Origin of the sequence: Sphingomonas flavescens (genome assembly GCF_030866745.1) — a bacterium.
Classification (GTDB): domain Bacteria; phylum Pseudomonadota; class Alphaproteobacteria; order Sphingomonadales; family Sphingomonadaceae; genus Sphingomicrobium; species Sphingomicrobium flavescens.
Window position 1 is genome coordinate 538,103 of sequence record NZ_CP133016.1, and the last position, 25,282, is coordinate 563,384.

General features: G+C 64.5%; 30 protein-coding genes and 1 pseudogene. 12 read left to right on the forward strand and 19 right to left on the reverse strand.

From position 1 onward, the window contains the following. The first annotated feature begins 18 nt into the window (after window positions 1–18). Window positions 19–261, forward strand: a complete 243-nt coding sequence (locus tag QU596_RS02800) for a DUF4170 domain-containing protein (protein ID WP_308516992.1) — start codon at window positions 19–21, stop codon at window positions 259–261. Here the strand turns inward: QU596_RS02800 and QU596_RS02805 are convergent. From QU596_RS02805 to carA, 6 genes are all read right to left on the reverse strand, one after another. Further along, complete coding sequence (locus QU596_RS02805) at window positions 258–887, reverse strand: rhomboid family intramembrane serine protease (RefSeq protein WP_308516994.1); 630 nt, start codon at window positions 885–887, stop codon at window positions 258–260. The two genes, QU596_RS02800 and QU596_RS02805, sit on opposite strands and share 4 nt — an antisense overlap. Window position 888: 1 nt before the next feature. Next, the gene (gene greA / locus QU596_RS02810) at window positions 889–1,365 is read right to left on the reverse strand and encodes a transcription elongation factor GreA (protein WP_308516996.1); all 477 of its coding nucleotides are present in this window, start codon (window positions 1,363–1,365) and stop codon (window positions 889–891) included. Between the two features lie 75 nt (window positions 1,366–1,440). After that, window positions 1,441–4,785, reverse strand: a complete 3,345-nt coding sequence (gene carB, locus QU596_RS02815) for a carbamoyl-phosphate synthase large subunit (RefSeq protein WP_308516998.1) — start codon at window positions 4,783–4,785, stop codon at window positions 1,441–1,443. Beyond that, the gene (locus tag QU596_RS02820; RefSeq protein ID WP_308517000.1) at window positions 4,786–4,989 is read right to left on the reverse strand and encodes a hypothetical protein; all 204 of its coding nucleotides are present in this window, start codon (window positions 4,987–4,989) and stop codon (window positions 4,786–4,788) included. 102 nt (window positions 4,990–5,091) lie between these two features. Then, a complete protein-coding gene (locus QU596_RS02825) occupies window positions 5,092–5,514 on the reverse strand; it encodes a hypothetical protein (protein ID WP_308517001.1) in 423 nt (140 codons plus the stop codon). Next, on the reverse strand, window positions 5,511–6,695 hold the full coding sequence (gene carA / locus QU596_RS02830) for a glutamine-hydrolyzing carbamoyl-phosphate synthase small subunit (RefSeq protein ID WP_308517003.1): 1,185 nt from the start codon (window positions 6,693–6,695) through the stop codon (window positions 5,511–5,513). The genes QU596_RS02825 and carA overlap by 4 nt, the downstream gene beginning before the upstream one ends. A gap of 119 nt (window positions 6,696–6,814) precedes the next feature. Between carA and QU596_RS02835 the strand changes: the two genes are divergently transcribed. The 5 genes from QU596_RS02835 to QU596_RS02855 all read left to right on the forward strand — a co-directional run bounded on the left by QU596_RS02835 (window position 6,815) and on the right by QU596_RS02855 (window position 14,128). Next, window positions 6,815–7,270 (forward strand): GatB/YqeY domain-containing protein, encoded by a 456-nt coding sequence (locus tag QU596_RS02835; RefSeq protein WP_308517005.1) that lies wholly within the window; start codon window positions 6,815–6,817, stop codon window positions 7,268–7,270. Window positions 7,271–7,331: 61 nt separating this feature from the next. Further along, on the forward strand, window positions 7,332–9,182 hold the full coding sequence (dnaG, locus tag QU596_RS02840; protein ID WP_308517006.1) for a DNA primase: 1,851 nt from the start codon (window positions 7,332–7,334) through the stop codon (window positions 9,180–9,182). Window positions 9,183–9,195: 13 nt separating this feature from the next. Beyond that, on the forward strand, window positions 9,196–11,253 hold the full coding sequence (gene rpoD / locus QU596_RS02845) for an RNA polymerase sigma factor RpoD (RefSeq protein WP_308517008.1): 2,058 nt from the start codon (window positions 9,196–9,198) through the stop codon (window positions 11,251–11,253). A 75-nt stretch (window positions 11,254–11,328) separates the two neighbouring features. Then, a complete protein-coding gene (locus QU596_RS02850) occupies window positions 11,329–13,086 on the forward strand; it encodes a chloride channel protein (protein ID WP_308517010.1) in 1,758 nt (585 codons plus the stop codon). Next, entirely contained in the window at window positions 13,079–14,128 is a 1,050-nt protein-coding gene (locus QU596_RS02855) for a PDZ domain-containing protein (protein ID WP_308517012.1), read from the forward strand. The genes QU596_RS02850 and QU596_RS02855 overlap by 8 nt, the downstream gene beginning before the upstream one ends. 13 nt (window positions 14,129–14,141) lie before the next feature. Here QU596_RS02855 and QU596_RS02860 read toward each other — a convergent pair whose 3' ends face one another. After that, window positions 14,142–14,705: a DUF2939 domain-containing protein gene (locus QU596_RS02860; protein ID WP_308517015.1), complete on the reverse strand. Its 564-nt coding sequence runs from the start codon at window positions 14,703–14,705 to the stop codon at window positions 14,142–14,144. 5 nt (window positions 14,706–14,710) lie between these two features. Continuing rightward, window positions 14,711–15,142, reverse strand: coding sequence for a hypothetical protein (locus QU596_RS02865; protein ID WP_308517017.1), 432 nt, complete (start codon window positions 15,140–15,142; stop codon window positions 14,711–14,713). Window positions 15,143–15,360: 218 nt separating this feature from the next. On the opposite strand from QU596_RS02865, the gene QU596_RS02870 reads away from it, so the two are divergent. Then, a complete protein-coding gene (locus tag QU596_RS02870; RefSeq protein WP_308517019.1) occupies window positions 15,361–15,996 on the forward strand; it encodes a hypothetical protein in 636 nt (211 codons plus the stop codon). A 40-nt stretch (window positions 15,997–16,036) separates the two neighbouring features. After that, window positions 16,037–16,693, forward strand: a complete 657-nt coding sequence (locus tag QU596_RS02875) for a YoaK family protein (RefSeq protein ID WP_308517021.1) — start codon at window positions 16,037–16,039, stop codon at window positions 16,691–16,693. Here QU596_RS02875 and QU596_RS02880 read toward each other — a convergent pair. The 3 genes and pseudogenes from QU596_RS02880 to QU596_RS02890 all read right to left on the reverse strand — a co-directional run. After that, window positions 16,690–17,076 (reverse strand): energy transducer TonB, encoded by a 387-nt coding sequence (locus QU596_RS02880; protein WP_308517022.1) that lies wholly within the window; start codon window positions 17,074–17,076, stop codon window positions 16,690–16,692. The two genes, QU596_RS02875 and QU596_RS02880, sit on opposite strands and share 4 nt — an antisense overlap. Window positions 17,077–17,169: 93 nt before the next feature. After that, complete coding sequence (locus QU596_RS02885) at window positions 17,170–17,370, reverse strand: hypothetical protein (RefSeq protein ID WP_308517024.1); 201 nt, start codon at window positions 17,368–17,370, stop codon at window positions 17,170–17,172. A 66-nt stretch (window positions 17,371–17,436) separates the two neighbouring features. After that, a pseudogene (locus tag QU596_RS02890) lies at window positions 17,437–17,631 on the reverse strand (cold-shock protein); the annotation flags it as partial. A gap of 231 nt (window positions 17,632–17,862) precedes the next feature. Between QU596_RS02890 and QU596_RS02895 the strand changes: the two are divergent. Continuing rightward, on the forward strand, window positions 17,863–18,246 hold the full coding sequence (locus QU596_RS02895; protein WP_308517025.1) for a SpoIIAA family protein: 384 nt from the start codon (window positions 17,863–17,865) through the stop codon (window positions 18,244–18,246). Between the two features lie 158 nt (window positions 18,247–18,404). Here QU596_RS02895 and QU596_RS02900 read toward each other — a convergent pair whose 3' ends face one another. The 3 genes from QU596_RS02900 to QU596_RS02910 form a co-directional block, all read right to left on the reverse strand. Continuing rightward, complete coding sequence (locus QU596_RS02900; protein ID WP_308517027.1) at window positions 18,405–18,923, reverse strand: DUF3761 domain-containing protein; 519 nt, start codon at window positions 18,921–18,923, stop codon at window positions 18,405–18,407. 25 nt (window positions 18,924–18,948) lie between these two features. After that, entirely contained in the window at window positions 18,949–19,110 is a 162-nt protein-coding gene (locus QU596_RS02905; RefSeq protein WP_308517028.1) for a hypothetical protein, read from the reverse strand. A 115-nt stretch (window positions 19,111–19,225) separates the two neighbouring features. After that, window positions 19,226–19,813, reverse strand: coding sequence for a DUF4142 domain-containing protein (locus tag QU596_RS02910; RefSeq protein WP_308517029.1), 588 nt, complete (start codon window positions 19,811–19,813; stop codon window positions 19,226–19,228). A 119-nt stretch (window positions 19,814–19,932) separates the two neighbouring features. Here QU596_RS02910 and QU596_RS02915 point away from each other — a divergent pair, with 119 nt between their 5' ends. Next, window positions 19,933–20,355, forward strand: a complete 423-nt coding sequence (locus tag QU596_RS02915) for a DUF3597 domain-containing protein (protein WP_308517031.1) — start codon at window positions 19,933–19,935, stop codon at window positions 20,353–20,355. Here QU596_RS02915 and QU596_RS02920 read toward each other — a convergent pair. Together QU596_RS02920 and QU596_RS02925 are read right to left on the reverse strand one after the other, a co-directional pair. Continuing rightward, window positions 20,352–20,888 carry a hypothetical protein gene (locus tag QU596_RS02920; RefSeq protein ID WP_308517032.1) on the reverse strand — a complete coding sequence of 179 codons (537 nt, stop codon included), beginning with the start codon at window positions 20,886–20,888 and terminating at the stop codon, window positions 20,352–20,354. The two genes, QU596_RS02915 and QU596_RS02920, sit on opposite strands and share 4 nt — an antisense overlap. A gap of 10 nt (window positions 20,889–20,898) precedes the next feature. After that, window positions 20,899–21,411: a GNAT family N-acetyltransferase gene (locus tag QU596_RS02925; RefSeq protein WP_308517033.1), complete on the reverse strand. Its 513-nt coding sequence runs from the start codon at window positions 21,409–21,411 to the stop codon at window positions 20,899–20,901. 111 nt (window positions 21,412–21,522) lie between these two features. On the opposite strand from QU596_RS02925, the gene QU596_RS02930 reads away from it, so the two are divergent. After that, complete coding sequence (locus QU596_RS02930) at window positions 21,523–22,257, forward strand: hypothetical protein (RefSeq protein WP_308517034.1); 735 nt, start codon at window positions 21,523–21,525, stop codon at window positions 22,255–22,257. Here the strand turns inward: QU596_RS02930 and QU596_RS02935 are convergent, their stop codons facing one another. After that, a complete protein-coding gene (locus tag QU596_RS02935) occupies window positions 22,258–23,049 on the reverse strand; it encodes a trypsin-like peptidase domain-containing protein (protein WP_308517035.1) in 792 nt (263 codons plus the stop codon). A 49-nt stretch (window positions 23,050–23,098) separates the two neighbouring features. Next, a complete protein-coding gene (gene msrB, locus QU596_RS02940) occupies window positions 23,099–23,587 on the reverse strand; it encodes a peptide-methionine (R)-S-oxide reductase MsrB (RefSeq protein ID WP_308517037.1) in 489 nt (162 codons plus the stop codon). A 47-nt stretch (window positions 23,588–23,634) separates the two neighbouring features. On the opposite strand from msrB, the gene QU596_RS02945 reads away from it, so the two are divergent. Beyond that, a complete protein-coding gene (locus tag QU596_RS02945; protein WP_308517038.1) occupies window positions 23,635–24,831 on the forward strand; it encodes a chymotrypsin family serine protease in 1,197 nt (398 codons plus the stop codon). Here QU596_RS02945 and panD read toward each other — a convergent pair. Continuing rightward, the gene (panD, locus tag QU596_RS02950) at window positions 24,803–25,237 is read right to left on the reverse strand and encodes an aspartate 1-decarboxylase (RefSeq protein ID WP_308517040.1); all 435 of its coding nucleotides are present in this window, start codon (window positions 25,235–25,237) and stop codon (window positions 24,803–24,805) included. The genes QU596_RS02945 and panD overlap by 29 nt on opposite strands. Window positions 25,238–25,282 lie beyond the last annotated feature (45 nt).

The following is a 25,282-nucleotide window of genomic DNA, read 5'->3' on the forward strand; positions in this document are numbered from 1 at the left end:
TCGGGTAGCGGGGCGGCCATGAGCAAGCTTCACTTGGTATTCGGCGGCCACGTCAAGGATCCGCGCGGCCTCGACTTCGATCTCAAGACGATTGATCTCGTCGGCATCTACGACAGCTATGCCGAGGCCGAAGACGCATGGCGGGGCCGCGCGCAACGCACGGTCGACGATGCCGAGATGAAGTATGTGGTAGTGCACCTGCACCGGCTGCTCGAGCCCGACGCCGAAGGCATCGCGCGACCAAAGTCGAACGCGGGCTAGGCTTTACGGTATCGCCAAAGCAGCAGCGGACGCTGCAGCAGCAGGCCCGCCGCGAAACCCCCGATGTGCGCCGGGGTTGCGAGAAGGTAACCCTCGCCGCCCGCAAGCCAGGTCATCATGACCTGCAAAACGACCCACGCGACCATCAACCACAGGACATTGATCCAGCGGTTGACTCGCAGGTTGCTGGTAAACGCCTTCGCCCGACCGAAGCTGAGCGCGAACGCGCCCATGACGGCACTGATTGCGCCGCTGGCGCCGATCATCGGCGTGGCGCCATGCGGGTCCATCGCCCATTGTGCGCCAGCCGCCGCATAGGCGCCCACCAGATAGAGCGCGACCAACCCGCCAACACCAAGCACGCGTTCGACTTGCGCACCGCACCACACAAGGATGAGCAAATTGAAGCCGAGGTGCACCAGTCCGGCATGAGCGAGAGTCGCCGTTAGCGGCGTCAGGAATACCGGAACTGCGTTCAGTGTCGGAACTGCGGCCGTCACGCGCAGCGGGATGAACCCGAGCACGTACGCTGCCTGCGCCGAATAGCCGGCCAGCGCGGTCAGGACCCAGGCGAGCCCCGTGATCGCGGCTATGATGTTGGTCGCGGTGCGCGGGAAGCGCTCCACCTTAGATGAACTCGATCTTCTTGATCTCGTAATAGCGGTCGCCCGACGGCGTGGTGACTTCCACCTCGTCGCCCTTCTGACGTCCAATCAGCGCACGGCCCAGGGGGGAGTTGTAGCTGATGCGTCCGACCTTGGCGTCGGCTTCGGTCTGGCCGACCAGCTGGTACTTGACCTGCTTATCGTCCTCGTCGGTCATGGTGACCGTCGCGCCGAACACGACCTTGTCGCCGGACAGCGTAGTTGGGTCGATGACCATCGCCCGGCTCAGGCGGTCTTCCAGATCGGCGATCTGTGCTTCGATTTGACCCTGACGCTCCTTGGCAGCGTGATATTCGGCGTTTTCGCTGAGGTCGCCGTGCGCGCGCGCTTCCTCAATCGCGTCGACGATCTCGGGCCGCTCGGCCTTCAGCCGCTTAAGGTCGGCCTCGAGCATCCGGTGGCCCTCGGCCAGCATCGGCACCTTTTCGGCAGTCGCCATCGTCATCGTCCCTTTTCAAAACCTCGCCCCGGCGTGCTCTGGGCCCGCGATCGGAAGCAGAATGTGCTGGAAGCCTTAGCTAACGGAGGCGGAATAATAGGATTGAAGCGAAGCGACTTCAAGCTTGCGCCCCCTGACGGCCTCGATTGCCCGCGCTGCAGCAACGCTCGCCGGTGCAGTCGTGAAATAGGGCACTCTCCTCGTCAGCGCTGTCGTGCGGATCGAGTGGCTGTCCTTCAACGACTGCCAGCCCTCGGTGGTGTTGATCACTAGCGCCACGTCGCCATCCAGCATCCGGTCGACGATATGTGGCCGCCCCTGCGCGACCTTGTTGACTGTCTCCACGGGCAATCCCTTCGCCTGCAGATGCGCCGCCGTCCCGCCAGTCGCGATGATCTTAAAGCCAAGCTCGATCAGCTTCTCGACCGCCGGGATGACGTGATCCTTGTCGCTATCCTTGACCGAGACGAACGCCGTGCCCTCCTGCGGCAAGGTCATGCCCGCACCGATCAGCGCCTTGGCGAAGGCGATGTCGAATTCACCAGCGATTCCCATCACTTCTCCGGTGCTCTTCATTTCCGGTCCAAGCACAGGATCAGTTCCCGGGAAGCGCGCAAACGGGAACACGGACTCCTTGACCGCGATATAACCGGGCTCGCGCTCTATCGGCGGCAAGCTGCTCAACTTCTCACCGGCCATTACCCGCGCGGCCATCTTGGCCACCGGCACGCCGATCGCTTTCGCGACGAATGGCACGGTGCGCGAGGCACGCGGATTCACCTCGATCAAATAGACTTCGCCGTCCTTCACCGCGAACTGGACGTTCATCAGGCCCTTCACCTGCAGCGCCAAAGCCAGCTCGCGCGTCTGCCGCTCAATCTCGCCGACGATCCGCGGCTCCAAGCTGTGCGGCGGGATCGCGCAGGCGCTGTCGCCCGAGTGCACACCCGCCTCCTCGATATGCTGCAGCACGCCGCACACCGTGACGTCAGTCCCGTCGCAGATCGCGTCGACATCCACCTCGATCGCGTCGCGCAGATATTGGTCGATCAGCACCGGGCTCTTGCCCGACACCTGCACCGCGGTGGCAATGTAATTGTCGAGTTGCTGCGGCCCCTCGACCACCTCCATACCCCTGCCGCCCAGCACGTAGGACGGACGCAGGAGCACTGGGTAGCCGACCCGCTCGGCCACGCGGATCGCCTCGTCGCGGCTGCGCGCGATGCCGTTGGCCGGCTGCTTCAGTCCCAGCTTCTGCACCAGCGCCGCGAACCGCTCGCGATCCTCGGCCAGGTCGATGCTGTCGGGCGATGTCCCCAGGATCGGCACACCCGCCGCCTGCAGCTCCTCGGCCAGCTTGAGCGGCGTCTGCCCGCCCAGCTGGACGATCACCCCCAGCAACTCGCCCCGCTCCTGCTCGCGCCGGACGATCTCGAGCACGTCCTCGGCGGTCAGCGGCTCGAAATAGAGCCGGTCCGACGTCTCCGGATCGGTTGAGACCGTCTCGGGATTGCAATTGACCATGACGGTTTCGAACCCGGCCCCGTCACGGCCGAGCGCGAACGCGGCGTGGCAGCAGCAATAGTCGAACTCGATCCCCTGCCCGATCCGGTTAGGTCCGCCGCCCAGGATCATCACCTTCTTCCGGTCGCTGACGTTGGCTTCGTCCTCGGGCTCCCCGAACAGGGGCGCCTCGTAGGTCGAGTACAGATATGGCGTCGTCGCATCGAATTCGGCGGCACAGCTGTCGATCCGCTTGAACACCGGTCGCACGCCCAGCTTCTCGCGGTGCGCGCGCACCTCGCTCTCGGTGATCCCGCCCGACATCGCCCGCATTGCGCTGTGCACCACGCCGCCGCCCGCCGCGATCGCTTCGCTCATGCCGCGGTTCACCTCAGTCGAACGCAGCGACAATTGCGCGAGCCGTCCATCCGAGAAGCCCATCGCCTTCAGCCGCCGCATCCCGGCCGCATCGTTCGGCAAGCCCTCCGCGCGAACATTCTCTTCGGCCTGAACGATTTCCTGCAAGCGCTTTAAAAACCACGGATCGAAGCCCGCGATTTGATTGATCCGCTCAACCGTAAACCCCTGCCGCAACGCCTCCGCGGCGACCAGCAAACGGTCAGGCGTCGAACGAGCCAGCGCGCTCTCGATCTCGGAGGGGTCGGCACCTTCCAGCGCCCGCACCCGGTCCAGCCCGCACAGCCCCGTCTCCAGCCCGCGCAGCGCCTTCTGCAGGCTTTCCGGGAAGCTGCGGCCGATCGCCATCACTTCGCCGACCGACTTCATCGCCGTCGACAGCAGCGGCTCCGCGCCCTTGAACTTCTCGAACGCGAAGCGCGGGATCTTCGTCACCACATAATCGATCGTCGGCTCGAAGCTCGCCGGGGTCGCGCCGCCGGTGATGTCGTTCGCGATCTCGTCCAGCGTGTAGCCCACCGCCAACCGCGCCGCGACCTTCGCAATCGGAAAGCCCGTCGCCTTCGACGCGAGGGCCGAGGACCGCGACACCCGCGGGTTCATCTCGATGACGACCATCCGCCCGGTCTTCGGATCGACCGCGAACTGAACGTTGGAACCCCCTGTTTCGACGCCGATTTCCCGCAGCACGGCGATACTGGCCGAGCGCATGCGCTGATATTCCTTGTCGGTCAGCGTCAGCGCGGGGGCGACCGTGATGCTATCGCCCGTATGCACGCCCATCGGGTCGATATTCTCGATCGAGCAGATGATGATGGCGTTGTCGGCGCGGTCGCGCACGACTTCCATCTCATATTCCTTCCACCCGACCAGGCTCTCGTCGATCAGCACTTCAGTCGTCGGCGACGCCTGCAGTCCAGTGCGGACGTAATGCTCATATTCGTCGCGGTTGTAAGCGATGCCGCCGCCGGTCCCGCCCAGCGTGAAGCTGGGCCGGATCACCGCCGGCAGCCCGACATTCTCCAGCGCGACCGCAGCTTCTTCCATCGTATGGACGATCGCCGAGCGCGGCGACTCCAGCCCGATCCGGTCCATGGCATCCCGGAATTTCTGCCGGTCCTCGGCCTTTTCGATCGCCTCGGCATTGGCCCCGATCAGCTGCACCCCCCGCCGGTCTAGCGTGCCGTCCTTGAACAGCGCCAGCGCAGTGTTCAGCGCGGTCTGCCCGCCCATGGTCGGCAGCAGCGCGTCCGGTCGCTCTTTCTCGATGATCCGCGCAACGATCTCCGGCGTGATCGGCTCGATATACGTTGCATCCGCCAGCTCCGGATCGGTCATGATCGTCGCCGGGTTCGAATTGACCACGATGATCCGATAACCCTCGTTTTTCAGCGCCTTGACCGCCTGGCTTCCCGAATAATCGAACTCCGCCGCCTGCCCGATGACGATCGGGCCTGCGCCGATGATGAGGATCGAGCTAATGTCAGAACGCTTGGGCAATCAGCCCTCCGGGAAAGTCATGTTGACGAAAACGGGCCTGAGACCGTTGCGGCGCGCCCATTGCGTGACGCAGACGCGCTGCTTGGGTGAAACGGTGTTGCGCAACGCGATGAGCAACTTCTTCTGCTCGGCATCCTGGATCAATTCGCCCAACGCCATCCCGCACCCGGTCGCGACCGTGTTTAGCTGCGCCTCGTCGTACATCCGCGCCGGCGTTGCGCAGGCACCAAGGGCAAGAGGGAGACAAAACGTTGCTAGCAAGCAGCGCTGCTTGGGTATCTCGTTGATGACCGGTCGGCCCCGCATCTAACGCAAGACCGAACTGAGGAAGAGCGCAGCTAACGCGCCCGCCGCCGCAGCAATTGGCACGATTGGATCACGCAGGCGCTCATCCATTGTGCGTCTAAGCTGCTGAACAGAACTCGGATCATCAAATTTGGGCCGCGCTACGTATTGATTGCACGCGCGCCATCCTTCGACGTTCCGTTCAAACCAGTCCCGGCCTTCAGCCGTCACGGCGATTATCTTCCGCCTTCTCTCACCATCTTCTTCGATTTCTCGGATGAATCCCGCGCGCATTAGGTTGGAAACATAATCCCGCCCCTTGGAAGGCGAGCGATGTTCGACGTGTGCCAGAAACTGCTCTGTCGTGTCCTTCGACCGCCCGGCCTCTTCCAGAAAGTAGGCATGCGCGAGGGCTTGGACCTCGTCATTCTTTAGGACGGTCATGACTGAGAACCTGCGGCCATCGACCCGACGAACTTCTCGAACAGATAGAAGCTGTCCTGCGGTCCCGGACTCGCCTCGGGATGGTACTGCACGCTGAACGCCGGCCGGTCGGTCAGCTCGATCCCGCAATTGCTGCCGTCGAACAGCGACACGTGCGTCTCGCGGACATTCTCCGGCATGCCCTCGCGCTCCACCGCGAAGCCGTGGTTCATGCTGGTGATCTCGACCGCGCCGTCCGCGAGCCGCTTGACCGGGTGGTTCGCCCCGCGGTGTCCCTGGAACATCTTGGACGTCCGCCCGCCGACCGCCAGCGCCAGCATCTGGTGGCCAAGGCAGATGCCGAACAAAGGCTTTTTCGTCTCCAGCATCTGCCGGATCACCGGCACCGCATATTCGCCCGTCGCCGCGGGATCGCCCGGACCGTTGGACAGGAAGAAGCCGTCCGGCTCATGGCTCATGATCTCGTCGAAACCCGCGGTCGCCGGGACCACCGTGACCCGTGCTCCCGCCTCAACAAGCAGCCGAAAGATATTGCGTTTGTTGCCATAATCGACAGCAACGACGTGCGGCCGGTCGTCATCCGCACCGCCCAGCTCGTACCCTTGTCCCCAACGCCACTTGCCGCCGGTCCACGCCTCCACCTGCTCCCGGCTCACATCCTTGGCCAGGTCCATGCCCTCCAGCCCCGGCCATTCGGCGGCTAGCCGCTGCAGCGCGTCGAGATCGAACTTCCCGTGGGCGCTATGCGCAATGGCGATGTTCGGCGGCCCCTCGCTTCGCACCAGCTTGGTCAGTGCCCGCGTATCGACGCCGGAAATGCCGATCCGCCCGGTCTTGGCCATCCAGTCGGCAAAGCCTTGGTTAGCGCGGTAGTTGGACGGTTCGGTCACCACCTCGCGCACCAGGCAGCCGAGCGCATGCGCTTCGCCCGCTTCGATGTCCTCGTCGTTGGCGCCGACATTGCCGATGTGCGGGAAGGTGAAGGCGATCACCTGCTTCGCGTAGGAAGGATCGGTCATCACCTCCTGATAGCCGGTCATCGCGGTGTTGAAGCAGAGCTCGCCGACTGCCTCGCCCTCCGCCCCGAAGCCCTTGCCCCACACCGTCCGCCCATCGGCGAACACCACGACTCCCGTCGCGCCCTCAGGTTGCGGGGCGCGCGAAGAGTGTGCGTCGGCCATTCGTGAAGGAGCCTTCCGTCGGGGGTTTGCCAGCGATGTCGCTAAGTCGTTGCCGATATGCAGATTGGCTAGCGGGGTCAACGCTGGTCAGCGTGAAAATGCAACGCTAGGTGGCAAGCATGATCCGCGACGACATCAAAACCGCGACCGTTACCGCCATGAAAGGCGGCGACAAGGAAACCACGGCGACCCTGCGGCTGGTCTCCGCCGCCATTAAAAACCGCGACATCGAAGTGCGCACGGGCGGCACTCCTGCCAGCGACGACCAGCTGGTCACCGAAGTCCTGCAAAAAATGGTCAAGCAGCGTCGCGAGAGCGCCGATATCTACCGCAAGAACGGCCGCGAAGACCGCGCTGCCACGGAAGAAGCCGAGATCGCCGTCATCGAACGCTTCCTGCCGCAGCAACTCGGCGAGGCCGAAGCGGAAGCGAAAATCCGCGAGATCGTCGCAGAAACGGGCGCGAGCAGCATGAAGGACATGGGCCGCGTCATGGCGCTGGTGAAGGAGCGCCTCGGCGGCGCCATCGAACCCGCCCGTGCCAGCGCCTTGGTGAAGGCCGCGCTAAGCGCCTGAGTCTGTGGATAAGTTGCCCGTTTCGGCTTGCGAGGCGGCGATTCGCGCATAGGGTCGAATCGTGACCCTGTCCCCGGCATGGCTTGATGAATTGCGCGCGCGGACGACGCTGTCCGCGGTCATCGCACCGTCCGTCAAACTCGTCCGCGCCGGGCGGGAGTTCAAGGCGTGCTGCCCGTTCCACCAGGAAAAGACCCCGTCATTCACGATCAACGACGACAAGGGCTTCTACCATTGCTTCGGTTGCGGCGCACATGGCGATGCGATCCGATTCCTGACCGACAATCGCGGCATGCCTTTCATGGATGCGGTCAAGGAACTGGCCGCCAAGGCCGGCATGGACGTGCCCGCGCCCGATCCGCGGGCTCAGGAGCAGGCCGATCGCACCTCCTCGCTGACTGACGTCATGGCGTCGGCCGCCGCCTGGTACACCGAGCAGCTCAACGGTCTCGCCGGTGCCGACGCCCGCGCCTACCTCCAGCGCCGCGGCATCGACGCCGATACCGCGCAGCGCTTCGGCCTCGGCTTCGCGCCCGACAGCCGCGTGGGCCTCAAGCGCGCGCTCGAAAGCGCGGGCGAGGACAAGCTCGTCGAGACCGGCATGCTCATCCAGCCCGAGGAGCGCGGCAAGGAAAGCTACGACCGTTTCCGCGGTCGCCTGATGATCCCGATCCGCGATCCGCGCGGGCGGGTCATCGGCTTTGGCGGGCGGATCGTGGGCGACGGCGAGCCCAAATACCTCAACTCGCCGCAAACGGTGCTCTTCGACAAGGGCCGCACGCTCTACAACCTCGACCGCGCCGGCCCCGCCAGCCGCACCGCCAGGCGGCTCATCGTGGTCGAAGGCTATATGGACGTCATCGCCCTCGACCGCGCCGGCATTTCCGAAGTGGTCGCGCCCAACGGCACGGCGCTCACCGAAGGCCAGCTCGAGCGCCTCTGGCGCCTCGATTCCTCGCCGATCCTCTGCTTCGACGGTGACAATGCGGGCCGCAAGGCCGCCATCCGCGCCGCGACCCGGGCACTGCCCCTGCTCCGCCCAGACCGCACCCTGCGCTTCGTTGAGCTGCCCGCCGGTCAGGATCCGGACGACGTCATCAAGGCCCTTGGCCGAGACGCGTTCGAAGAACTGATCGCTCGCCCTGAGCCACTCAACGCACGCCTGTGGCGCCACGAGCTTGAAGCCGAGCCCCTGGCGACCCCCGAAGCCTGGGCCGGGCTCAAGGCGCGCCTGATCGAGCACGCTGCCGCCATCGGCCACGCCGACCTCTCCCGCATGTACCGCGAGGATTGGCTCGGCCGCTTCTTCGAGCAGCGCCGTCCCGCCGCCGCGCAACGCCCCTTCGCGCAACAGGGCCGACAGCAGCAACGCCGTGGCGCCTTTAAGAACGGCCGCTGGGCCCCGCCCGAGCCGCCCGTCGGAAAGGACGCGCGCGACATCGCCGCGGCCGGCATCGACGCGCCGACCGCCCGCGCGCTTATCCTCGGCTTCACCAATTTCCCGGAAGAACTGCCCGCCCATTGCGAGCAGCTCGCGACGCTCCCGATCGCCGATCAGGGCACGGCCAAGGCCCGCGACTTCCTCGTCAACGCCGCCTTCACCGGCGCGGCGCTTGATCGCGACGGCCTCGCCACCATATTGGGCACCGATGGATCAACGGGTGGCAACGCCCCGAGGGCCATGGGTTTTTCCTTCACCCGCCGCGACAGCGACCCCAACCGCGCCCGGAGCGATCTGGCCGCAGCCGTGGAGATCATCGCCGCGGCGGAGGAAGTGGAGCAGGCCCTGGACCATGCAACCGAACGGCTGAAGCGGGATTTCACCGACGAAGCCCTGGAAGAACAGCAGCGTCTCGTCGAGGCGCAGCGCGGATTACGACAGAGGCTGGCGCAGCTGGCCGGCACTGATTAAGCGGCGAGAACTTATGGCGAAAAACGATACCCAGGACGTCGACATGGCCGAAGCGGGCGATGCCCCGCTGATCGACCTCAACGACGCGCAGATCAAGAAGATGATCGCCCGCGCCAAGAAGCGCGGCTACATCACCGTCGACGAGCTGAACGAGGCCCTGCCGCAGGACCAGATGTCGTCCGAGCAGATCGAGGACGTCATGTCCGCGATCAACGACATGGGCATCAACGTCGTCGAGAACGAAGAGCGCGGCGAGGACGACGAGGACGACGACAAGGACTCCGACACCGCGACCGAAGACGAGGTCGATCCGCTCGACGACGGCGGCCCCCGCCCGGCCGCAGCGGTCAAGAAGGAACCCACCGATCGCACCGACGACCCGGTCCGCATGTACCTGCGCGAGATGGGCGCCGTGGAGCTCCTCAGCCGCGAGGGCGAGATCGCCATCGCCAAGCGCATCGAGGCCGGCCGCGACACCATGATCTGGGGCCTGTGCGAAAGCCCGATCACCTTCAACGCCATCATCGGCTGGTCCGAAGCCCTCAACGAGGGCCGCATGCAGCTGCGCGAGATCATCGACCTCGAGGCCATGCTCTCCAAGGGCCCGACCGCGGAGCAGATCGCGGCGACCGAGGAAGGCGACGAGAGCGCCGACGGCGAGATCAACGAGAAGACCGCCGGCCCCTCGATCAAGGAAGAGGAAGAAGTCGCCGACGAGCCCGAGGCTTCATCGGACGATGAGGACGAGGACATGGTCGAGCGCCGCCAGCGCCCGGCCGAAGGCGGCGACGATGACGAGGACAACACCCTCTCCCTCGCCCAGATGGAAGAGACGCTGAAGCCGCAGGCGCTCGAGAAGTTCGCCGAGATCACCGCGGTCTTCAAGAAATTCTCCAAGGTCCAGGACGCCCGCATGGAGGCGCTCGCCGCCGCGACGGAATTCCCGGCGGCCGAGGAGAAGAAGTACCAGAAGCTCCGCGAGCAGCTCACCGCCGAGGTGGAGAGCGTCCAGTTCCACGGCAGCAAGATCGAATATCTGGTCGAGCAGCTCTACAGCTACAACCGTCGCCTGACCGCGCTCGGCGGCCAGATGCTGCGCCTCGCCGAGCGTCACAAGGTGCCGCGCAAGGCCTTCCTCGAAAGCTACATGGGGCATGAGCTGGACGAGACCTGGCTCGACAGCGTCGCCAAGCTCGACAAGAAATGGGCCGCCTTCGCCGCGTCCGAAGCCGACACGGTCGAGCGCATCCGCAACGAGATCGGCACCATCGCGACCGGCACCGGCACTTCGCTCAGCGAGTTCCGCCGCATCGTCAACCAGGTGCAGAAGGCGGAGCGCGAGGCACGCATCGCGAAAAAGGAAATGGTCGAGGCCAACCTTCGCCTCGTCATCTCCATCGCCAAGAAATACACCAACCGCGGCCTGCAGTTCCTCGACCTCATCCAGGAAGGGAACATCGGCCTGATGAAGGCGGTCGATAAGTTCGAATACCGCCGCGGCTACAAATTCTCGACCTACGCCACCTGGTGGATCCGGCAGGCGATCACCCGCTCGATCGCCGACCAGGCGCGCACCATCCGCATCCCGGTGCACATGATCGAAACGATCAACAAACTGGTCCGCACGGGGCGTCAGTTCCTGCACGAAACCGGCCGCGAAGCGACGCCGGAGGAGCTTGCCGAGCGTCTTTCCATGCCGCTCGAAAAGGTCCGCAAGGTCCTCAAGATCGCCAAGGAGCCGATCAGCCTCGAAACCCCGATCGGCGACGAGGAAGACAGCCACCTCGGCGACTTCATCGAGGACAAGAACGCCGTCATCCCGGTCGACGCCGCGATCCAGTCCAACCTCAAGGAAACGGTGACGCGCGTGCTGGCGTCACTGACCCCGCGTGAGGAGCGCGTTCTCCGCATGCGCTTCGGCATCGGCATGAACACCGATCACACGCTGGAAGAGGTGGGGCAGCAGTTCAGCGTGACCCGCGAGCGTATCCGGCAGATTGAAGCGAAGGCTTTGCGGAAGCTGAAACATCCGTCGCGGTCGCGGAAGATGCGGAGCTTCCTCGACCAGTAAGGTGACGAGCGGCGTCTCAGTTTTCGTCGCGGTTCGCGGCCTGGTGAATTGCCGACGCCTGAGCTTCGCTGTCGAATGAGATTTAGCAGCCCGCTACCGCTCGCGCCGGTCTACCAAAGCGGCGTCGCGTCGTTCCGGCGGATCTTCCGCTCGAGCGAAGGTGCGCTGATCGTCCTGTCTGTCGGAATCGGTATCCTCGCCGGTTTGCTCATGGTTTTCCAGCGGGCGATTGCACATGGCGTGCAGACGCTCATCTACGGCCTCGGCGGCCCGAGCCTCAGCGGTGCAGCGTCAATCAATCCGATCAGCCTGCTCGCTCTCCCGGTCGCCGGTTTCATCCTTGCTCTTGGTTCGCGCGCCGCGGCACGGCGCTGGCGAACGCCGGTCGACGTCGTCGAAGCCAACGCCCTGCACGGCGGCGCCATACCGCTGCGGGACACGCTCATCGTTTGTGCCCAAACGATCGTCTCGAACGGCGCCGGTGCGTCGGTCGGCCTCGAAGCTGCGTACGCGCAGGCCGGCGGCGGGATTGCGTCACAGCTCGGCCGCTGGCTCCGCCTGCGCCGGGCGGATCTACGCATTCTAGTCGGTGCCGGTGCCGGCGCGGCGGTTGGAGCAGCCTTCGGTGCGCCACTCACGGGCGCCTTCTACGCGTTCGAGATCGTTATCGGCGCCTACACGCCCGCGGCCATCGCCCCCGTCGCCGCTGCGTGCCTTTCCGCCGCCGTGCTCGTTCGCCTTGCGGGGGTGGAGGCCTACTTAATCGCGTTGCCCGGTGCCAAAGCCATCACGACGGTCGACTACCTGCTCTACGCCGCGCTCGGTCTGCTCTGCGCCTTCCTCGGCATTGGTATTATGCGGGGCGTCACTTTCCTGGAAAGTCACGTTCGCCGTTCACCGATACCCGAGCTGTGGCGTCCGGCGATTGGCGGCCTCCTCCTGATCCCGCTCGCGCTCATCACCCCGCAGGTCCTCTCAGCGGGTCACGGTGCCTTGCACAGCGATCTGGGCGCCGACGTCGGCCTGCGCTTCATTCTCCTCGTGCTGATCGTGAAGATCGTCGCATCGACCGTCTCGCTCGGCTTCGGCTTTCGCGGCGGCTTGTTCTTTGCGTCGCTGTTCATCGGGTCCCTGGCCGGTCAGCTCTACGCCGGCGCCATCGCGCACCTGCCCTTCTTCGACAGTTTCGACACGTCCGACGCAGCCCTTATCGGCATGGCGGCAATGGCCGTTGCGGTGGTCGGCGGACCGATGACCATGTCGATGCTGGTACTCGAAGTCACCCACGACTTTGCACTGACGAGCGTCGCCATCACCGCGGCGTTGTGCTCCAGCACTTTCGTTCGCGAAACTTTCGGCTTCTCCTTCTCGACCTGGCGTCTTCACACCCGCGGCGAAAACATCCGCAGCGCGCGCGATGTCGGGTGGATGCGTACGCTGACCGTGGGAAAGATGATGCAGCGCGACACCAAGACCGTTCCTGTAAGCACGACGCTGACCGAGTTTCGTCGCCGCTTCCCGCTCGGCTCGACCAGCAAGGTCGTCCTCGTCGACAATGCGAGCCGTTATGCCGGCGTTGTCGAGACGGCCAAGGCATTCGACAGCGCGAATACGGACATCGATGTTGCGGCCCTTGGCACGCTGCGTGACGTGGCCCTCAAGCCCGAGCAAGACGTGCGGTCGGCGATCGAAACCTTCGACCTGAGCGAAGCCGACTATCTCGCGGTGATTGGCGACGACGGCCAAGTGCTTGGTACCTTGTCGGAACACTACGTCCACCGCCGCTACGCCGCCGAGGTCGAGAAGGCCCAACGGGAGATGTTCGGTGAGTGAACCCGAACAGCCGCCCCGCTGGGGGTCGGTCCGAACGCTGCTCATCGGGTGCGCCCTGCTTGCTCTGGTGCTCGGCGGCGCCATCGTCGCGCGGATGGTTTCACCGTCACGGCCAGGGGTGTCGCGCAAGGAAGCGCCTGCGCAGGCGCCGCGGCCGATCGTCCAGATCGTGCGGCAGCAACCCGATCTGCCGGATCTTTCCGACCTGGTCGACCGGACCTGCCCCGCAATCGCGGCCGTCGTTGCTCGCAGTGACCGCGGTGCTGTTCCTGCCGAATCGGCTGCGGGGTTCGCGTATTCGGCAGATGGCTGGATTGTCGCCGAGGCAGGCGCATTACCCGACGGTCCTCTCGATGTCCTGTTTAGCGATGGCACGCGAGCCTCAATCACTGAGACGCGCACAGATCCCGTGACGGGCCTCGTCGTTCTGAAATCGACGGCAAGTCCCGTTGCGCTCGATTTCACGGATCAGCCATTTCCGCGCGTCGGACAGTTGGGCATTCCCCTCACCGCCCCGGCCGGCCACGGTTGCAGCGCCACCACGTCCATGATCGGCAGCGATTTTCTGGCCGATGGTGGCGGACCCATCGGCTACGTACGCCTGCGGCCAACGCCCGACACCTGGGCGACTGGAACGCCGATCATCGGATCGGACGGCCGGGTCCTGGCCGTGGAAGTATCCGGCGAGCCCGGGGCGGCAATCCCTGCGGCTCTCGCTGCGATCGTTGTCGACGAACTCGTGCGCGACACCCCGTCTTCTTCCGTGGGCTACGGGTTCCGGACAATCGATTTTGCCGGACCCATCGCCGGACGCATCGGGGATGTCCGGACCGGCGCCGCCGTGGCCTTTGTGGAGGACGGCTCCTCCGCGCAAAAGGCAGGCCTTCGCGCCGGCGACATTATCACGACCGTTAACGACCAGCCCGTCTCGGGCGCATCCGAGCTCAGCCGGCTGCTCGATGGCGCCAAGTCCCAAGTCACCTTAGGAGGCCGCCGGCAAAGCGATACCTTCGAGATTCGCGTCCGCGCGACGAAGGTCTGACGTTAGCTTCTAATTACAGCGCGCCGAGCACGTCCTCCGGAAGCTGGATACTGGCGAGCTTCCAGCTCAGCCCGTGCCGCTCGAAGATGAGGTCGCCGTCCTGGCCCGCCTTGCCCTTCGCATGGAGCTTGAACCCGTTCAGCCCTTCGCGGACAATCTCACGGTTGGCGGCGCCGAGGCCCGTCGGCTTGTCCGGCGCTCGCTCCGACCCTGCCTCCCCGTACGGCGCGGCATCCTTCGAGCGAGTTCGCTCCATGACGAAAATGGTCTCAAGCCCCTTTGGCGTAATTACCTGGTCGACCAAGTCATCAGCGATGAGATCGGTCGCAACGATCATGATCGACCCGGTGTTCGAGATTGAACCTGCAGAGAGCCGGTCGAAATGCGCGTGAACCTGCGCCTTGGTGCTCGCGCGAAGCTTGGGATAATCTACATAGCCGGACAAAGCCGCCGCATCATGCGCCCGCGCCGCTTCCGCCATCTGCCGCAGCGTCCACCATGGGCTCGCCACGTACCAGGTGACTGCCGCCGCGAGCAGCAGCAGTCCAACGACGATCCAGCCCCGCGTTTTGCCCACTTCAATCAGTCTCGTATCCGAATGATGCTTCGCTCGTACACGGCGTCCCAATCGACTTCGACATCGAGCAAACCGCTGGTTGGCACGCCCCCAGCGTCGACACCAGGCGTGAAGCTCGCCCGGCGCTGCAATAGCTCGCAAGTCTGGCGAACGAGCAGATCTTCAGCGTTGGTCGCCCGCAGAGCGCACGCATACGCGTGTCCCGAGGCGTCAACAAACAACCGCAAGTTCACGATGCCGCGCGGCGCTTTCTTCCCCTGCAACGCTGCCGGAAAATCGTCCGGCGAGAACAGGCTGATGAGCGACCCGCCGCGCGGCGTCGGCGCGGTGACCGGCAGCCGCGCCATCCCCGCCGCGGGTGGCGCCGGCAGGATCATCACGACGGGCGCCGGCACCGCTTGTTGTGTCGCGATCAGAAGTAACGGAAGGAACATCATCGACAATCCATGGAGCACGAAGCCGAGCCGCGCCAGCCTGGCAACCAGCGCGCGAACGCCACCGCGAAGCGTTCGGAAAGCCCTGCGTCATTCCTGGTGGTCGTCATGACCCCTGCCGCCGTTCGTCGAAACCAGCCGTCCTCTTGTCAAATCGACGCTGCAATTGTAGCGCTACATTTGTAGCACACGCTGCATCAGGTTTGAAAAGGGATGATGCCATGTTGAACTTGTCCACCACCAGATCCGGCCAGCGCGCCCTCGCCTTTGCCGGTGCGCTCGTGATTTCCCTCGCCACGTTTGCGGTCACCGCGGGTCCGGCACGCGCCGCGACGGCCGAGTCCGGCAACCGCCTCAGCTACGTGCTGATGACCGGCGACGGCGACAGCATCATGAGCGGGTCGACCGCCGATTACGACGGTGCACGTGCGCTGCGTGCCGGTGGCGCCCCATTGCTCTACGTGCGTCAGAATGGGGCCGCGTACGTGATCCGCGATCCCGCGATCCTCCGCCGCGCTGAGCAGATCATGCAGCCGCAGCAGGAGATGGGCCGTCGTCAGGCGGAGCTTGGGCGGCAGCAGGCGGGCATCGGCGGCCAGCAGGGCGCTATCGGGGCGCAGCAGGGACGGCTAGGCGCGATGATGGCGGCTTCGACGCCCGCGCAGATGCGCGCCCTCGGCGACCAGCAGCGCGATCTCGGCCGCCGGCAGGAAGCGCTCGGCGTTCAGCAGGCGGCGCTCGGACAACGTCAGGCGGCGCTAGGCCGCGAGCAGGCGCGCCTTGCCGCGCTTGCCGAACCGCAGTTCCGCGCCCTCCTCGACGAAGCCATCCGCCGCGGCCTCGCCCGGCGCGTCTAGGCGGCAGCGCGCCGGTGGCGCGCTGTGATAGGCGTGCGGCATGACACGCCTCGAATCGCGCGCGCGCCTGTTCGCCTGCTGCCTGTCCGCCCTCGCCGGCTTCGTCGACGCCATCGGCTTCATCCAGTCCGGCGGGTTCTTCGTGTCCTTCATGAGCGGTAATTCGACCCGGATGGGCGTCGGCATCGCGGAGAACGGACTCGCGGCCCTCGTCGCAGCGACGATCATCGCCTGCTTCCTTGGCGGCGTGATCGGCGGCAGCCTCCTCGGCTCGCGGTTCGAAGGGCGGCGGCCGGCGGCGGTCCTCCTCGCCATCGCCGCGATCATCGGCCTTGCCGCGCTTCTCCAGCAATTCGGCAGCGAGGACTATGCGATTGCGCTGCTGGCGCTCGCGATGGGCGCGGAAAATGCGGTCTTCGAACGCGATGGCGAGGTCCGCATCGGCGTGACCTATATGACCGGCAGCCTGGTGCGCGTCGGCAACGGGATCGCGGGAGCGATCCTCGGCCGCGGCGGCAACGGATGGGGCGGATACCTGCTGCTCTGGCTGGGCTTCGTGGCGGGCGTGGCGGTCGGCGCCCTCTCCTTCGGATCGGGCAACAGCAGCACCCTGTGGGCCGCCAGCGGCGCCGCTTTAGTCCTCGCGATGCTGTCTACGAGAATGTTTGCTTTCGAAGAGTCCCGCCCTGCGATCTAGCGCTTGCCAAACTTGTGGAAGATCGCGTCCCAATCGACCGAAAAGTCCAACGTGCCGTTGGTCGGCGCACCGCTGGCGTCCCTTGCCGGCGTGAAGCGCGCGCGGCGGCGCAGGATGTTGCAGGTCGCCATTTCCAGCACTTGGTCGGCACTCGACCGTATCGGCTGGCAGGCGACAAGGCGTCCGCTCGGATCGGCGGTCAGCTTGAGGTTGACGACGCCACGCCGGCCTTCCCTGCCCTGCAGGGCCGCCGGATAATCCTCGTAAAAGAACAGGCTAATCAGCGGCTGGCGCGAAACCGGCGCATTGACCGCCTTGTCCGTCGCGATCGGGGTCGCCGGCAATGGAGCATGAACCACTGTCTGGGCGACAAGCAAAAGCATCGGAACGAACATCATCGACGCACCTCACGGCAAAAGGCCTGCGAGTCCGCAGCCTAGCGCGCGTCGTTGACCCCGTCACACGGAAAAGCTGTCTTAGCTGACGAGGCCGGCGTCCGCCTTGCGCTGCGCTTCGGCTTCGCGAAGCTGTTCCGACTTGCGTGCTTTATTGGCCAGCGATTGCCAGGCGGCTTGCGACCGTTCGCACCGTTCGCGGACATGGTCGAGCGTTGCCGCCTCGCCCTCAGCCCGCGCCTGTTCGACGCGGGCGAGGAAGAATTCCAGGTTGCTATTCAATTACTCGGCCTCGCTCTCTTCCGCGGCCGATGACGTCGGTTGCGTACCCGCATCGTCACATCCGCGCAGGTTGCCGGCCGCCATCTTGCCACGGCGGTCTTCTTCCAGGTCATAGGCGACGCGCTGGTTTTCCTGCAGCGTGCGCATGCCGGCGCGCTCGACCGCGGTAATGTGAACGAATGCGTCCTGTCCGCCGCCGTCGGGGGCGATGAAGCCATAGCCTTTGGATTCGTTGAAAAACTTGACGGTGCCGTTGGGCATTTAAGGTCCTTCCAGTGACGGCCGAAGAGCGGCCGCTTCACGCTAGGAGCGACAAGAGAAGGAGCGGCGCTTGGCGCGCCCGGCCTGACATTGCGACTAGTAGCGCTCCCCTCTTAGGCGCATCGTGGCGGAATAGATAGGTTTGGGCTTGGTCCTACGTACTAATCCCGATCCCCCAGGCTTCCTCATCAAGCTATTTCACGGTGCGTCCCGAGCCATAGGAGGCCGCGCATGCATAAGTTTCTCGACAGTCCGGACGATATCCTCGCGCTTGAATTGACGGGGACGATCACCGGTCGCGACCTCGACTCCATCATGGACCGCACCGACGCGATCATGGCCGCGCACGACAAGATCCACGTCTTTGTCGAAACGCGCGGGGTGGATGGGCTGCAACTGTCCGCCCTGCCCCACCACATGAGCCGCGCCTTCCCGCTATTCGGAAAGCTGGATCGCTTCGGCCGCGTCGCCGTCGTTTCCGATCAGGCCTGGATGCGCGCGGGAACACGGCTGGAGAGCGCACTGCTGCCGAATATCAGCTACCGCGTGTGCAAGCCGGAGGAGCGCGACGAAGCACTCGCCTGGGCCATGGGCGGGCAACCTGTAACCGCCTGACGCGCTGTCCTACATGGCCGGCTTGCAGTAGCCTGCCCCGGGATCGAAGCAACGCCGCATGCATGACGGTAAAGTCACACAAACGGCGCTGCTCGGCGTGAACTTAGTGACTTTAAGGCGGTTTCACGGCCGAGTTTCACGGCCAGTCCCGTGTACGCTCAGCTCCAGCGGCCGACACCGCCGTGCCGCGAACAGGCCCCGGTCCGCGCCTTGGCGTGGCTGAAGGTTCCGTCCTTGCACTGCGCGATCGCGCCGGCCGGATTGCGATCCTCGACCGATGCCGGCGCCGCCGCTGCCATGCGCCGTGCAGCAGGCTTGGCCGCCGGGGCTGGTGTCGACGAACGCCCGAACATGCTGCTCATCCGCGACAGCAGGCTGGGCTTCGCGGGCGGGGCCGCCGCAGCGGTCTTGGCGGCAGGCTTCACGCCGGCGGCTTTTTCTGCCTTGGCGGTCGCCTTGGCCTGCGCCTTCTCGGCACGGGCATTGGCCTTGGCCTGCGTTGCCGCGATCTTTGCGGCGCTTGCTGCCGGTGCAGCTTTCGCTCCGGCCTTGCACTGCACCTTGTTGGCGTTGCCGGCCTTCGAACAGTCGTAGTTGCGGGTCGCCGCGTTCGCCGGAACGGCGGACGCAAGGCTTCCTCCCGCCGCAAGCGCGGCAGCCAGGATCAAACGGTTCATGATGTGGTCTCCGAGCTAGATCAGCTTAACACTTGGCGAAGTGGCCCTTGGCGTTGCGGCACAGCTTGGGCTTGGCCGGGCATTTGACGAACTTGCCCTTCTTGTCCTTGCACGGTGCAGCAATCGCAGGAGCGGCAGCCCCAGCGACAAGGCTCAGCGCGGACAGCGCGATCACGATGCGTTTCATATTGTCCTCCTTCGGCACGTCTGACCATCGGGAGGTAGGCCACCGCGTCCGAACGGACGGTGGCGGGAACATTACAAAGTGGCGCGCCAGCACGCGGCCGGCGCGCCTCAGGGGGCTATTTCAAGCCTTTTGCCATGTTCAGGTGAGCCGTCACGGTTGGGATCAAACCATCGGCGAAGGTTTTGAGAGCCGGCGTGTCGCCCGAAGCCGAATAATTCTTCAGGACATCAAGCGTTTTCGTGTGGGCGTCGACTTGCGCCGTCTTATATGCGGCGTCGAAATCCGCACCCTTCAACGTCTTGAGGTTGTCTAGCGTCGACTGCTGCTCGGCCGTCAGCGTGTCGACCGGGGTGACCGGCGGGGTCATGCCGGATAGAGTCGATTTGAGCTTCGCCGTCGACGCCGTGTGAGCAGTGATCATCTTGTCCGCAAAAGCCTTGGTCGCCGACGATGCGCCGGCCGCGCTGGCGAGCTTCGACGTTTCGATCTCAAACTTGTCGCTGGCCGCTGCCGCATTGACGAAGCCCTGGGCCGAAGTCGGCGACATTGAGGCTGTATCGTTCGCTGCCAGATTGCCAGCATCCATGTTGGTCATGCTGGTGTCGGACGCATTCATGTCGGCGTTGGTCGTTTCTGCCTTCTGGCCGCAAGCCGCAATGGCCAGCGTCGATGCGAACAGCAGTAAAGCCTTGAATTTCATCATGTCTCTCCTCCGCTCGCTGCAACGAGCCGGGCGCTGACGATGTTCCTGCAAAAACGGTGGAGCCGACGACGCTGACACTCGTTTGAAGGAAGGAGCAACACCAGGAGGACTGTGCGGCCATGAGCATCTTCGGCAACATCATGAACAAGATTTTCCATCACTCGGCAGCCTCCGCGGCGCCCGCCCCACAGGAGGCCGGCTCGGCAACGCCAAACCCCGCGCCCGGCGACGCAGGAGCAACCGCCGCCCAGGCGCCGTCGCAACAGCAGACGGCAGCCACCCAAAATGTCGACGTCGGCGCGGTGCTCAGTGAGATGGCCTCGATGAAGGGCGGTGGAGGCAACTACCAGACGTCGATCGTCGACCTGTTGAAACTGCTCGACCTCGATTCAAGCCTGCAGGCCAGGAAGGAACTCGCCGACGAACTCAACGTCCACGTCGGGGCCGACGGGAGTGCGGAAGAGAACATCGCGCTGCATAAAGCCGTGATGCAAAAGCTCGCCGAAAACGGCGGCGTCGTACCCGACAGCCTTCGCAACTAACTGGATTCTGGCGTCGCATCCCCATCGGATCGCGGCGCCAGCCAGGTCACGAGATCATATTCGTTCCGGATGCTGACGAGCAGCAGTGCTACTTGAGCAGCGGCCGCGCCGTGCAAGGACCAATCAGCCCCTCGCCAAGCGCCAAGTGCGACCCCTGCTAACGCAAGGTACACTACCATTGGGATCACGCCGTAGAACCACACGTCGGTCCAGTGCACCTCCTCCCCCCCGATCGCCTTCAGGCGGCCAATGCGGATCGTCGAATAAAGTCCGCGCGCAGTCCCCCAGACTGAGATGACCCCAACGAGCGCCGCGTAAAATGGAAAGGTCATTCGCGGTGTCAGCGCCGCGGCGCTGAGCGTCAGCACGAAGCCCATGTGGAGAACAATCGGTCCCATATAGAGCCGCGAACCCGTGAGAACCGTTGATCTGGGTCGCCCGTGCATCAGCGTCACAACGACGAAGATCAGTCCAATCAGGACCGCAGCCGCACCGCCGACGACCAAGTAGAACTCGTGCCATCCCTCAAACATCGTCCGCCTCTCACTTCGCCGATGCGCCGCCTTCCGTCAGGTCGGCCTGCATGTAGACGCTGTCTAGCCAACGATCGAACTTGAAGCCGACGGCGCGGAGCCTTCCAACAGCCTGGAACCCGAACTTGGCGTGAAGTGCGACGGATGCCGGCTCGCCACCGCCGACAACGGCGATCACCGTTCGAAAACCGTTGCGGGCGCCGCGCGACAACAGCGCTTTTAGCAGCGCGGTGCCGACCCCACGACCCATCGCGTCGGCCCGGACATAGATGCTGTCTTCCGCCGTAAACCGATAGCCTTCGCGATCGCGGAACTGCGTCAAGTAAGCGTAGCCCAGCAGTTGCCCATCCTCTTCCGCAACAAGGAAGGGCCATCCCGCTGTAGCGACCCGCCGAATTCTTGCGAGATGGAAGCCAGCCGGCGGAGGCTCATAGTCGAAGGAAGCAGTGCCGTTGATGACATGATGCGCGTAAATCGCGGCGATTTCCTCGGCATCACGCTCTTCGACTTCGCGAATGATCATCCGCCTGCCGTCGCACCCCTATGCGGCGAGCGGCAAGGTCAAGGTTTCACTCCCGGTTCACCTCAACGGAAGCTATCTGTCCGGCACGCGACGCATTTTTTTCGGACCAGCTTGTCAACGTATCGCCTCGAACTGCCTTACGAGCGTCCGCCGCTGCAGCGACGGCTCACTGGGCTTGGGCTCGCGCTCGCAATCAATGTCGGGCTTATCTTTGTATTGCTGACACTCGGCATCCTGCCGCCGCAGGCCCAGCGCAGCCTGCGCGGCACCGTTATCGACCTGATGCCCATGTCCGACAGCAACTCCCCTACCCGATCGAAACAGCAACGGGTCGAAAAGCCAATCCAGCCCGATCGGCCCGTGCCGAAGCAGCCGCCGGTCGTATTGCCCGTCAAGCCGACGATCGCGCCGCCGCCCACCCAAACGACGCCAAGAACACAGTCGTGGATCGAGATGACCAGTGCAGACATGGCCGCCTCCGACATCGGGAAGATGCCGAAATCCGGGTCGGGAAGCGCGGGGGACAGCGAAATCGTGGGTCGCGGGCCGAACGGGGATGCGATGTATGCGGCGCAATGGGCTCGAGAACCCTCCGATGCTGAGCTCGCGGGCTATTTGCCGCGCAGCGCACCTGAAGGTTACGGTCTGATCGCCTGCAAAACGATCCCTGGAAACCGGGTAGAAGATTGCGTGGAGCTGGAGAGCCAGCCGCCAGGATCGCACCTTGCCAGCGCAGTTCGCCAGGCGGCGTGGCAATTTCGAGTTCGGCCGCCGCGCAAGGGCGGCAAACCGCTCATAGGATCCTGGGTGCGGATCCGGATCGAATATTCGCGTCCCGGCGCCTGATCAGCGCGGGGACTGACGTTCCGCTTCGGCCAAGACCTGTTTCACGACGTTGCTCGGGATAGCGAAACCAATTCCGACATTACCCGCGCTGCCCTGGTTGCTACTGGGGCTGAACAGCGCGGAATTGATCCCGATCAGCTCGCCCCTCAAGCTGATGAGGGCACCGCCGCTGTTGCCCGGATTGATCGGAGCGTCCGTCTGGATGAAACGCCGCTGGTCATCCTGGCCGAGGGGTCGATCGGTGGCGCTGACAATGCCGCTTGTGACCGTTTGGCCGAGTCCGAAGGGATTCCCGATCGCGACGACATAGTCGCCGACCTGCAGCTGCTTGCTGTCGCCCAGCGTCAACGTTGGCAGGTCTTTGGCGTTAACCTTTAGCACCGCGAGGTCCAGGCTCGGCGCAGCGCCGATGGGTTGCGCATCGAGCTTGCGGCCGTCCTTCAGGATGACCTGAATTGCCTGCGCATTCTGGACGACGTGGAAGTTCGTGATCACGAAACCACGGCCACCATCGACAATCACGCCCGATCCGGCTGCCATGGCTGGTTGAAGCGCTGCATCGGGGACCCCGAAATAGCGGCGGTAGAACGGGTCCTGGAGCAAGGGGTTCTGCTGCGCCGGAGAAGGCTGCAGAACGGCGATGTTTACCACTGCCGGCGCCGTCTTCCGGACTAAAGGAGCAAGGCTTTCCTCCGCTGGTCCGGCAAGTACGCGGGGTGCCGCGGGCGCGGAATCAGCGCCTAACGGCAGCATCCGCGCGACAACGCCGCCGATCACGGCGGCGAGCGCCATGAATATGAAGATTAAAACGAAGGGGAACCGCGAAGGCCCGCGCGCCGGTTCAGCCACGCACGGCCTCCGGCTCTCCCTCGGGTGCGCCGCGATCGAGTTTGTCGGGCAGCGGCTCGCCGGCCGGCGTGAAGTCGAGGCTCACCGAGTTGATGCAATAGCGCTCGCCGGTTGGGGGAGGCCCGTCGGGGAAAACGTGGCCCTGGTGAGATCCGCAGCGGCCGCAGACGATCTCCGTTCGGATCATCCCGTAGCTCGTGTCACGGATGGTCCGCAGATGGTTTTCCGCGAAGGGCTGGGTGAAGCTTGGCCAACCCGTACCGCTTTCGAATTTCGTTCCGCCATGAAAGAGCGGAAGACCGCACAAACGGCACGTGAACGTCCCCGGGCGCTTTTCATCAAGGAAGGTCCCACAAAATGGGGCCTCCGTACCGTGCTCGAGAAGCACGTGACGCTCCTCGTCGGTGAGCTCCGACGCCAACTGCTGGAATTGCTCGTCGGTGGGCGGCGTCAGATCGAAGCCGGAAAGTGTGGTGGCCATGGGTCCTCCTTGCGGTTCGGCGCCAACATGGGGATGAGACGGTCCGGATGCGATGGCTGTTCCTAGTCTTGCTGTTTTTTACCTCTGCTGGCGAGGCCCAGACACCGCTGACGCGCGCGCAGGCGGTTGGCGAGGATGCGCTCCAATATGCAGCGAAATTTGACGTCTCAGTAGCGGAAGCGACTCGGCGCCTGCGCGTACAAGAGGCCAGTGTCTCAGCCACGGAATCGATCGCTCGCGAATTCGCCGCCCGCCTTGCCGGCATTTCGATCGAACATGTGCCGGAATACCGCATCATCGTGCTGTTGAGCGGAACCGAACCCGTTCTCCCCCGGATGTTCGATGGTGTTCCGATCGTTTTTCGCACTGGGGCAAAGGCGACCCACAGCGACGCGATCCTCGCGCTAAGACGGCATCTGATCGATTTTCGGGCCGACCTGCCGAATGCCCGCGGGGCCGGGTACGATCAGCGCACCGGCGAAATCGTCCTGCTCGTAACCAGCGCGGACGCCCGGAAATTCGGATTGGACGCCATCAAGACGCGCGCAGAAGAAGTGGGTGGCATACCCGTCCGTGTTGTCATCAACGAGCTGCGCGAAGCGAACATGAGCGCCTTAGGCGGTGGGCGGGTCGAGGGCCTGAATGCCCTGTCCCGTCGAAGCCTGTGCACGACAGCCTTCGTAATCACGAACGGGGAAACCAACGCGGTGACGACCGCAGCCCATTGTCCTGACCAACTGACCTATGTCGATCCCGATGGCACGACCATGGAGTTGCCGATGATCGGCTCGTGGGGCGCAGGCTATCAAGACGTGCAGATCAACGGCAGCCCAAGTTCTCCGTCACCTCTCTTTTACAGCAATAGGGGAGCGGGCACCCTGCGCCGGCTTGTGAGCTGGCGGAACGTCGCAAGCACGCGCGCAGGTGACTTCGTCTGCCACTATGGCGAGAGCTCCGGCTACAGCTGCGCGCTTGTCGAGCTAACGGACTATGCGCCACCGGGCACGCTGTGCGGTGGCCCGTGTTCACCCACCTGGGTTACCGTGCGCGGACCCGGTTGCGCTGGCGGCGATAGCGGTGGGCCGGTGTTCATCGGCGATGTCGCCTTCGGCATCGCCAAAGGGGTCAACCGAACCACGGACGGCCGGTGCCTGTTCTATTATTATATGTCGACAGATTATCTGCCGGCGCCCTGGCGGTTGCTCACCACAGCACCTAGCGCGCGCCGACGAGATCGCCCCTGACCTGGTCGCTGCCGGGGACGGGTTCGGCGGGATCGTTACCGATTTTAACGACTCGGTTAGTCTCATCGACATGGATCACCGTCGGCACGAGGGTCCGCGCGAAGGCATCATCGAACATCGCATAGCTCATGATGATGACGAGATCGTCAGGATGGACGAGGTGCGCCGCGGCGCCGTTGATACCAATCACGCCCGTTCCGCGGGGGCCTGGAATGACGTAAGTCTCAAGCCGCGCGCCGTTCGTGATGTCGACGATCGCAACCTGCTCACCCTCAAGCAGGTCAGCGGCGTCCATCAGGTCGGCATCCATCGTTACCGATCCAACATAGTGCAGGTCGGCCTGGGTCACCGTCGCGCGGTGGATCTTCGACTTCATCATGATCCGCATCATGACCGTGACTCCCAACAGGGCTCCTAACGGCCCGGCGCTAGCAGATTGTCGCTGAACGCA

Coding starts and splice junctions, on each gene's coding strand:
- QU596_RS02915 (WP_308517031.1), top strand. CDS start 19,933: ATGAGCATCTTCGGCAACATCATGAACAAGATTTTCCATCACTCGGCA.
- greA (WP_308516996.1), bottom strand. CDS start 1,365: ATGGCGACTGCCGAAAAGGTGCCGATGCTGGCCGAGGGCCACCGGATG.
- QU596_RS02895 (WP_308517025.1), top strand. CDS start 17,863: ATGCATAAGTTTCTCGACAGTCCGGACGATATCCTCGCGCTTGAATTG.
- QU596_RS02820 (WP_308517000.1), bottom strand. CDS start 4,989: ATGTACGACGAGGCGCAGCTAAACACGGTCGCGACCGGGTGCGGGATG.
- QU596_RS02935 (WP_308517035.1), bottom strand. CDS start 23,049: ATGGCGCTCGCCGCCGTGATCGGCGGCGTTGTCGCGCGGATGCTGCCG.
- QU596_RS02905 (WP_308517028.1), bottom strand. CDS start 19,110: ATGAAACGCATCGTGATCGCGCTGTCCGCGCTGAGCCTTGTCGCTGGG.
- QU596_RS02945 (WP_308517038.1), top strand. CDS start 23,635: ATGCGATGGCTGTTCCTAGTCTTGCTGTTTTTTACCTCTGCTGGCGAG.
- QU596_RS02800 (WP_308516992.1), top strand. CDS start 19: ATGAGCAAGCTTCACTTGGTATTCGGCGGCCACGTCAAGGATCCGCGC.
- QU596_RS02925 (WP_308517033.1), bottom strand. CDS start 21,411: ATGATCATTCGCGAAGTCGAAGAGCGTGATGCCGAGGAAATCGCCGCG.
- carA (WP_308517003.1), bottom strand. CDS start 6,695: ATGGCCGACGCACACTCTTCGCGCGCCCCGCAACCTGAGGGCGCGACG.
- msrB (WP_308517037.1), bottom strand. CDS start 23,587: ATGGCCACCACACTTTCCGGCTTCGATCTGACGCCGCCCACCGACGAG.
- QU596_RS02900 (WP_308517027.1), bottom strand. CDS start 18,923: ATGAACCGTTTGATCCTGGCTGCCGCGCTTGCGGCGGGAGGAAGCCTT.
- QU596_RS02825 (WP_308517001.1), bottom strand. CDS start 5,514: ATGACCGTCCTAAAGAATGACGAGGTCCAAGCCCTCGCGCATGCCTAC.
- QU596_RS02910 (WP_308517029.1), bottom strand. CDS start 19,813: ATGATGAAATTCAAGGCTTTACTGCTGTTCGCATCGACGCTGGCCATT.
- QU596_RS02835 (WP_308517005.1), top strand. CDS start 6,815: ATGATCCGCGACGACATCAAAACCGCGACCGTTACCGCCATGAAAGGC.
- rpoD (WP_308517008.1), top strand. CDS start 9,196: ATGGCGAAAAACGATACCCAGGACGTCGACATGGCCGAAGCGGGCGAT.
- QU596_RS02870 (WP_308517019.1), top strand. CDS start 15,361: ATGTTGAACTTGTCCACCACCAGATCCGGCCAGCGCGCCCTCGCCTTT.
- QU596_RS02880 (WP_308517022.1), bottom strand. CDS start 17,076: ATGCTTTTGCTTGTCGCCCAGACAGTGGTTCATGCTCCATTGCCGGCG.
- QU596_RS02865 (WP_308517017.1), bottom strand. CDS start 15,142: ATGATGTTCCTTCCGTTACTTCTGATCGCGACACAACAAGCGGTGCCG.
- QU596_RS02875 (WP_308517021.1), top strand. CDS start 16,037: ATGACACGCCTCGAATCGCGCGCGCGCCTGTTCGCCTGCTGCCTGTCC.
- QU596_RS02920 (WP_308517032.1), bottom strand. CDS start 20,888: ATGTTTGAGGGATGGCACGAGTTCTACTTGGTCGTCGGCGGTGCGGCT.
- QU596_RS02850 (WP_308517010.1), top strand. CDS start 11,329: ATGAGATTTAGCAGCCCGCTACCGCTCGCGCCGGTCTACCAAAGCGGC.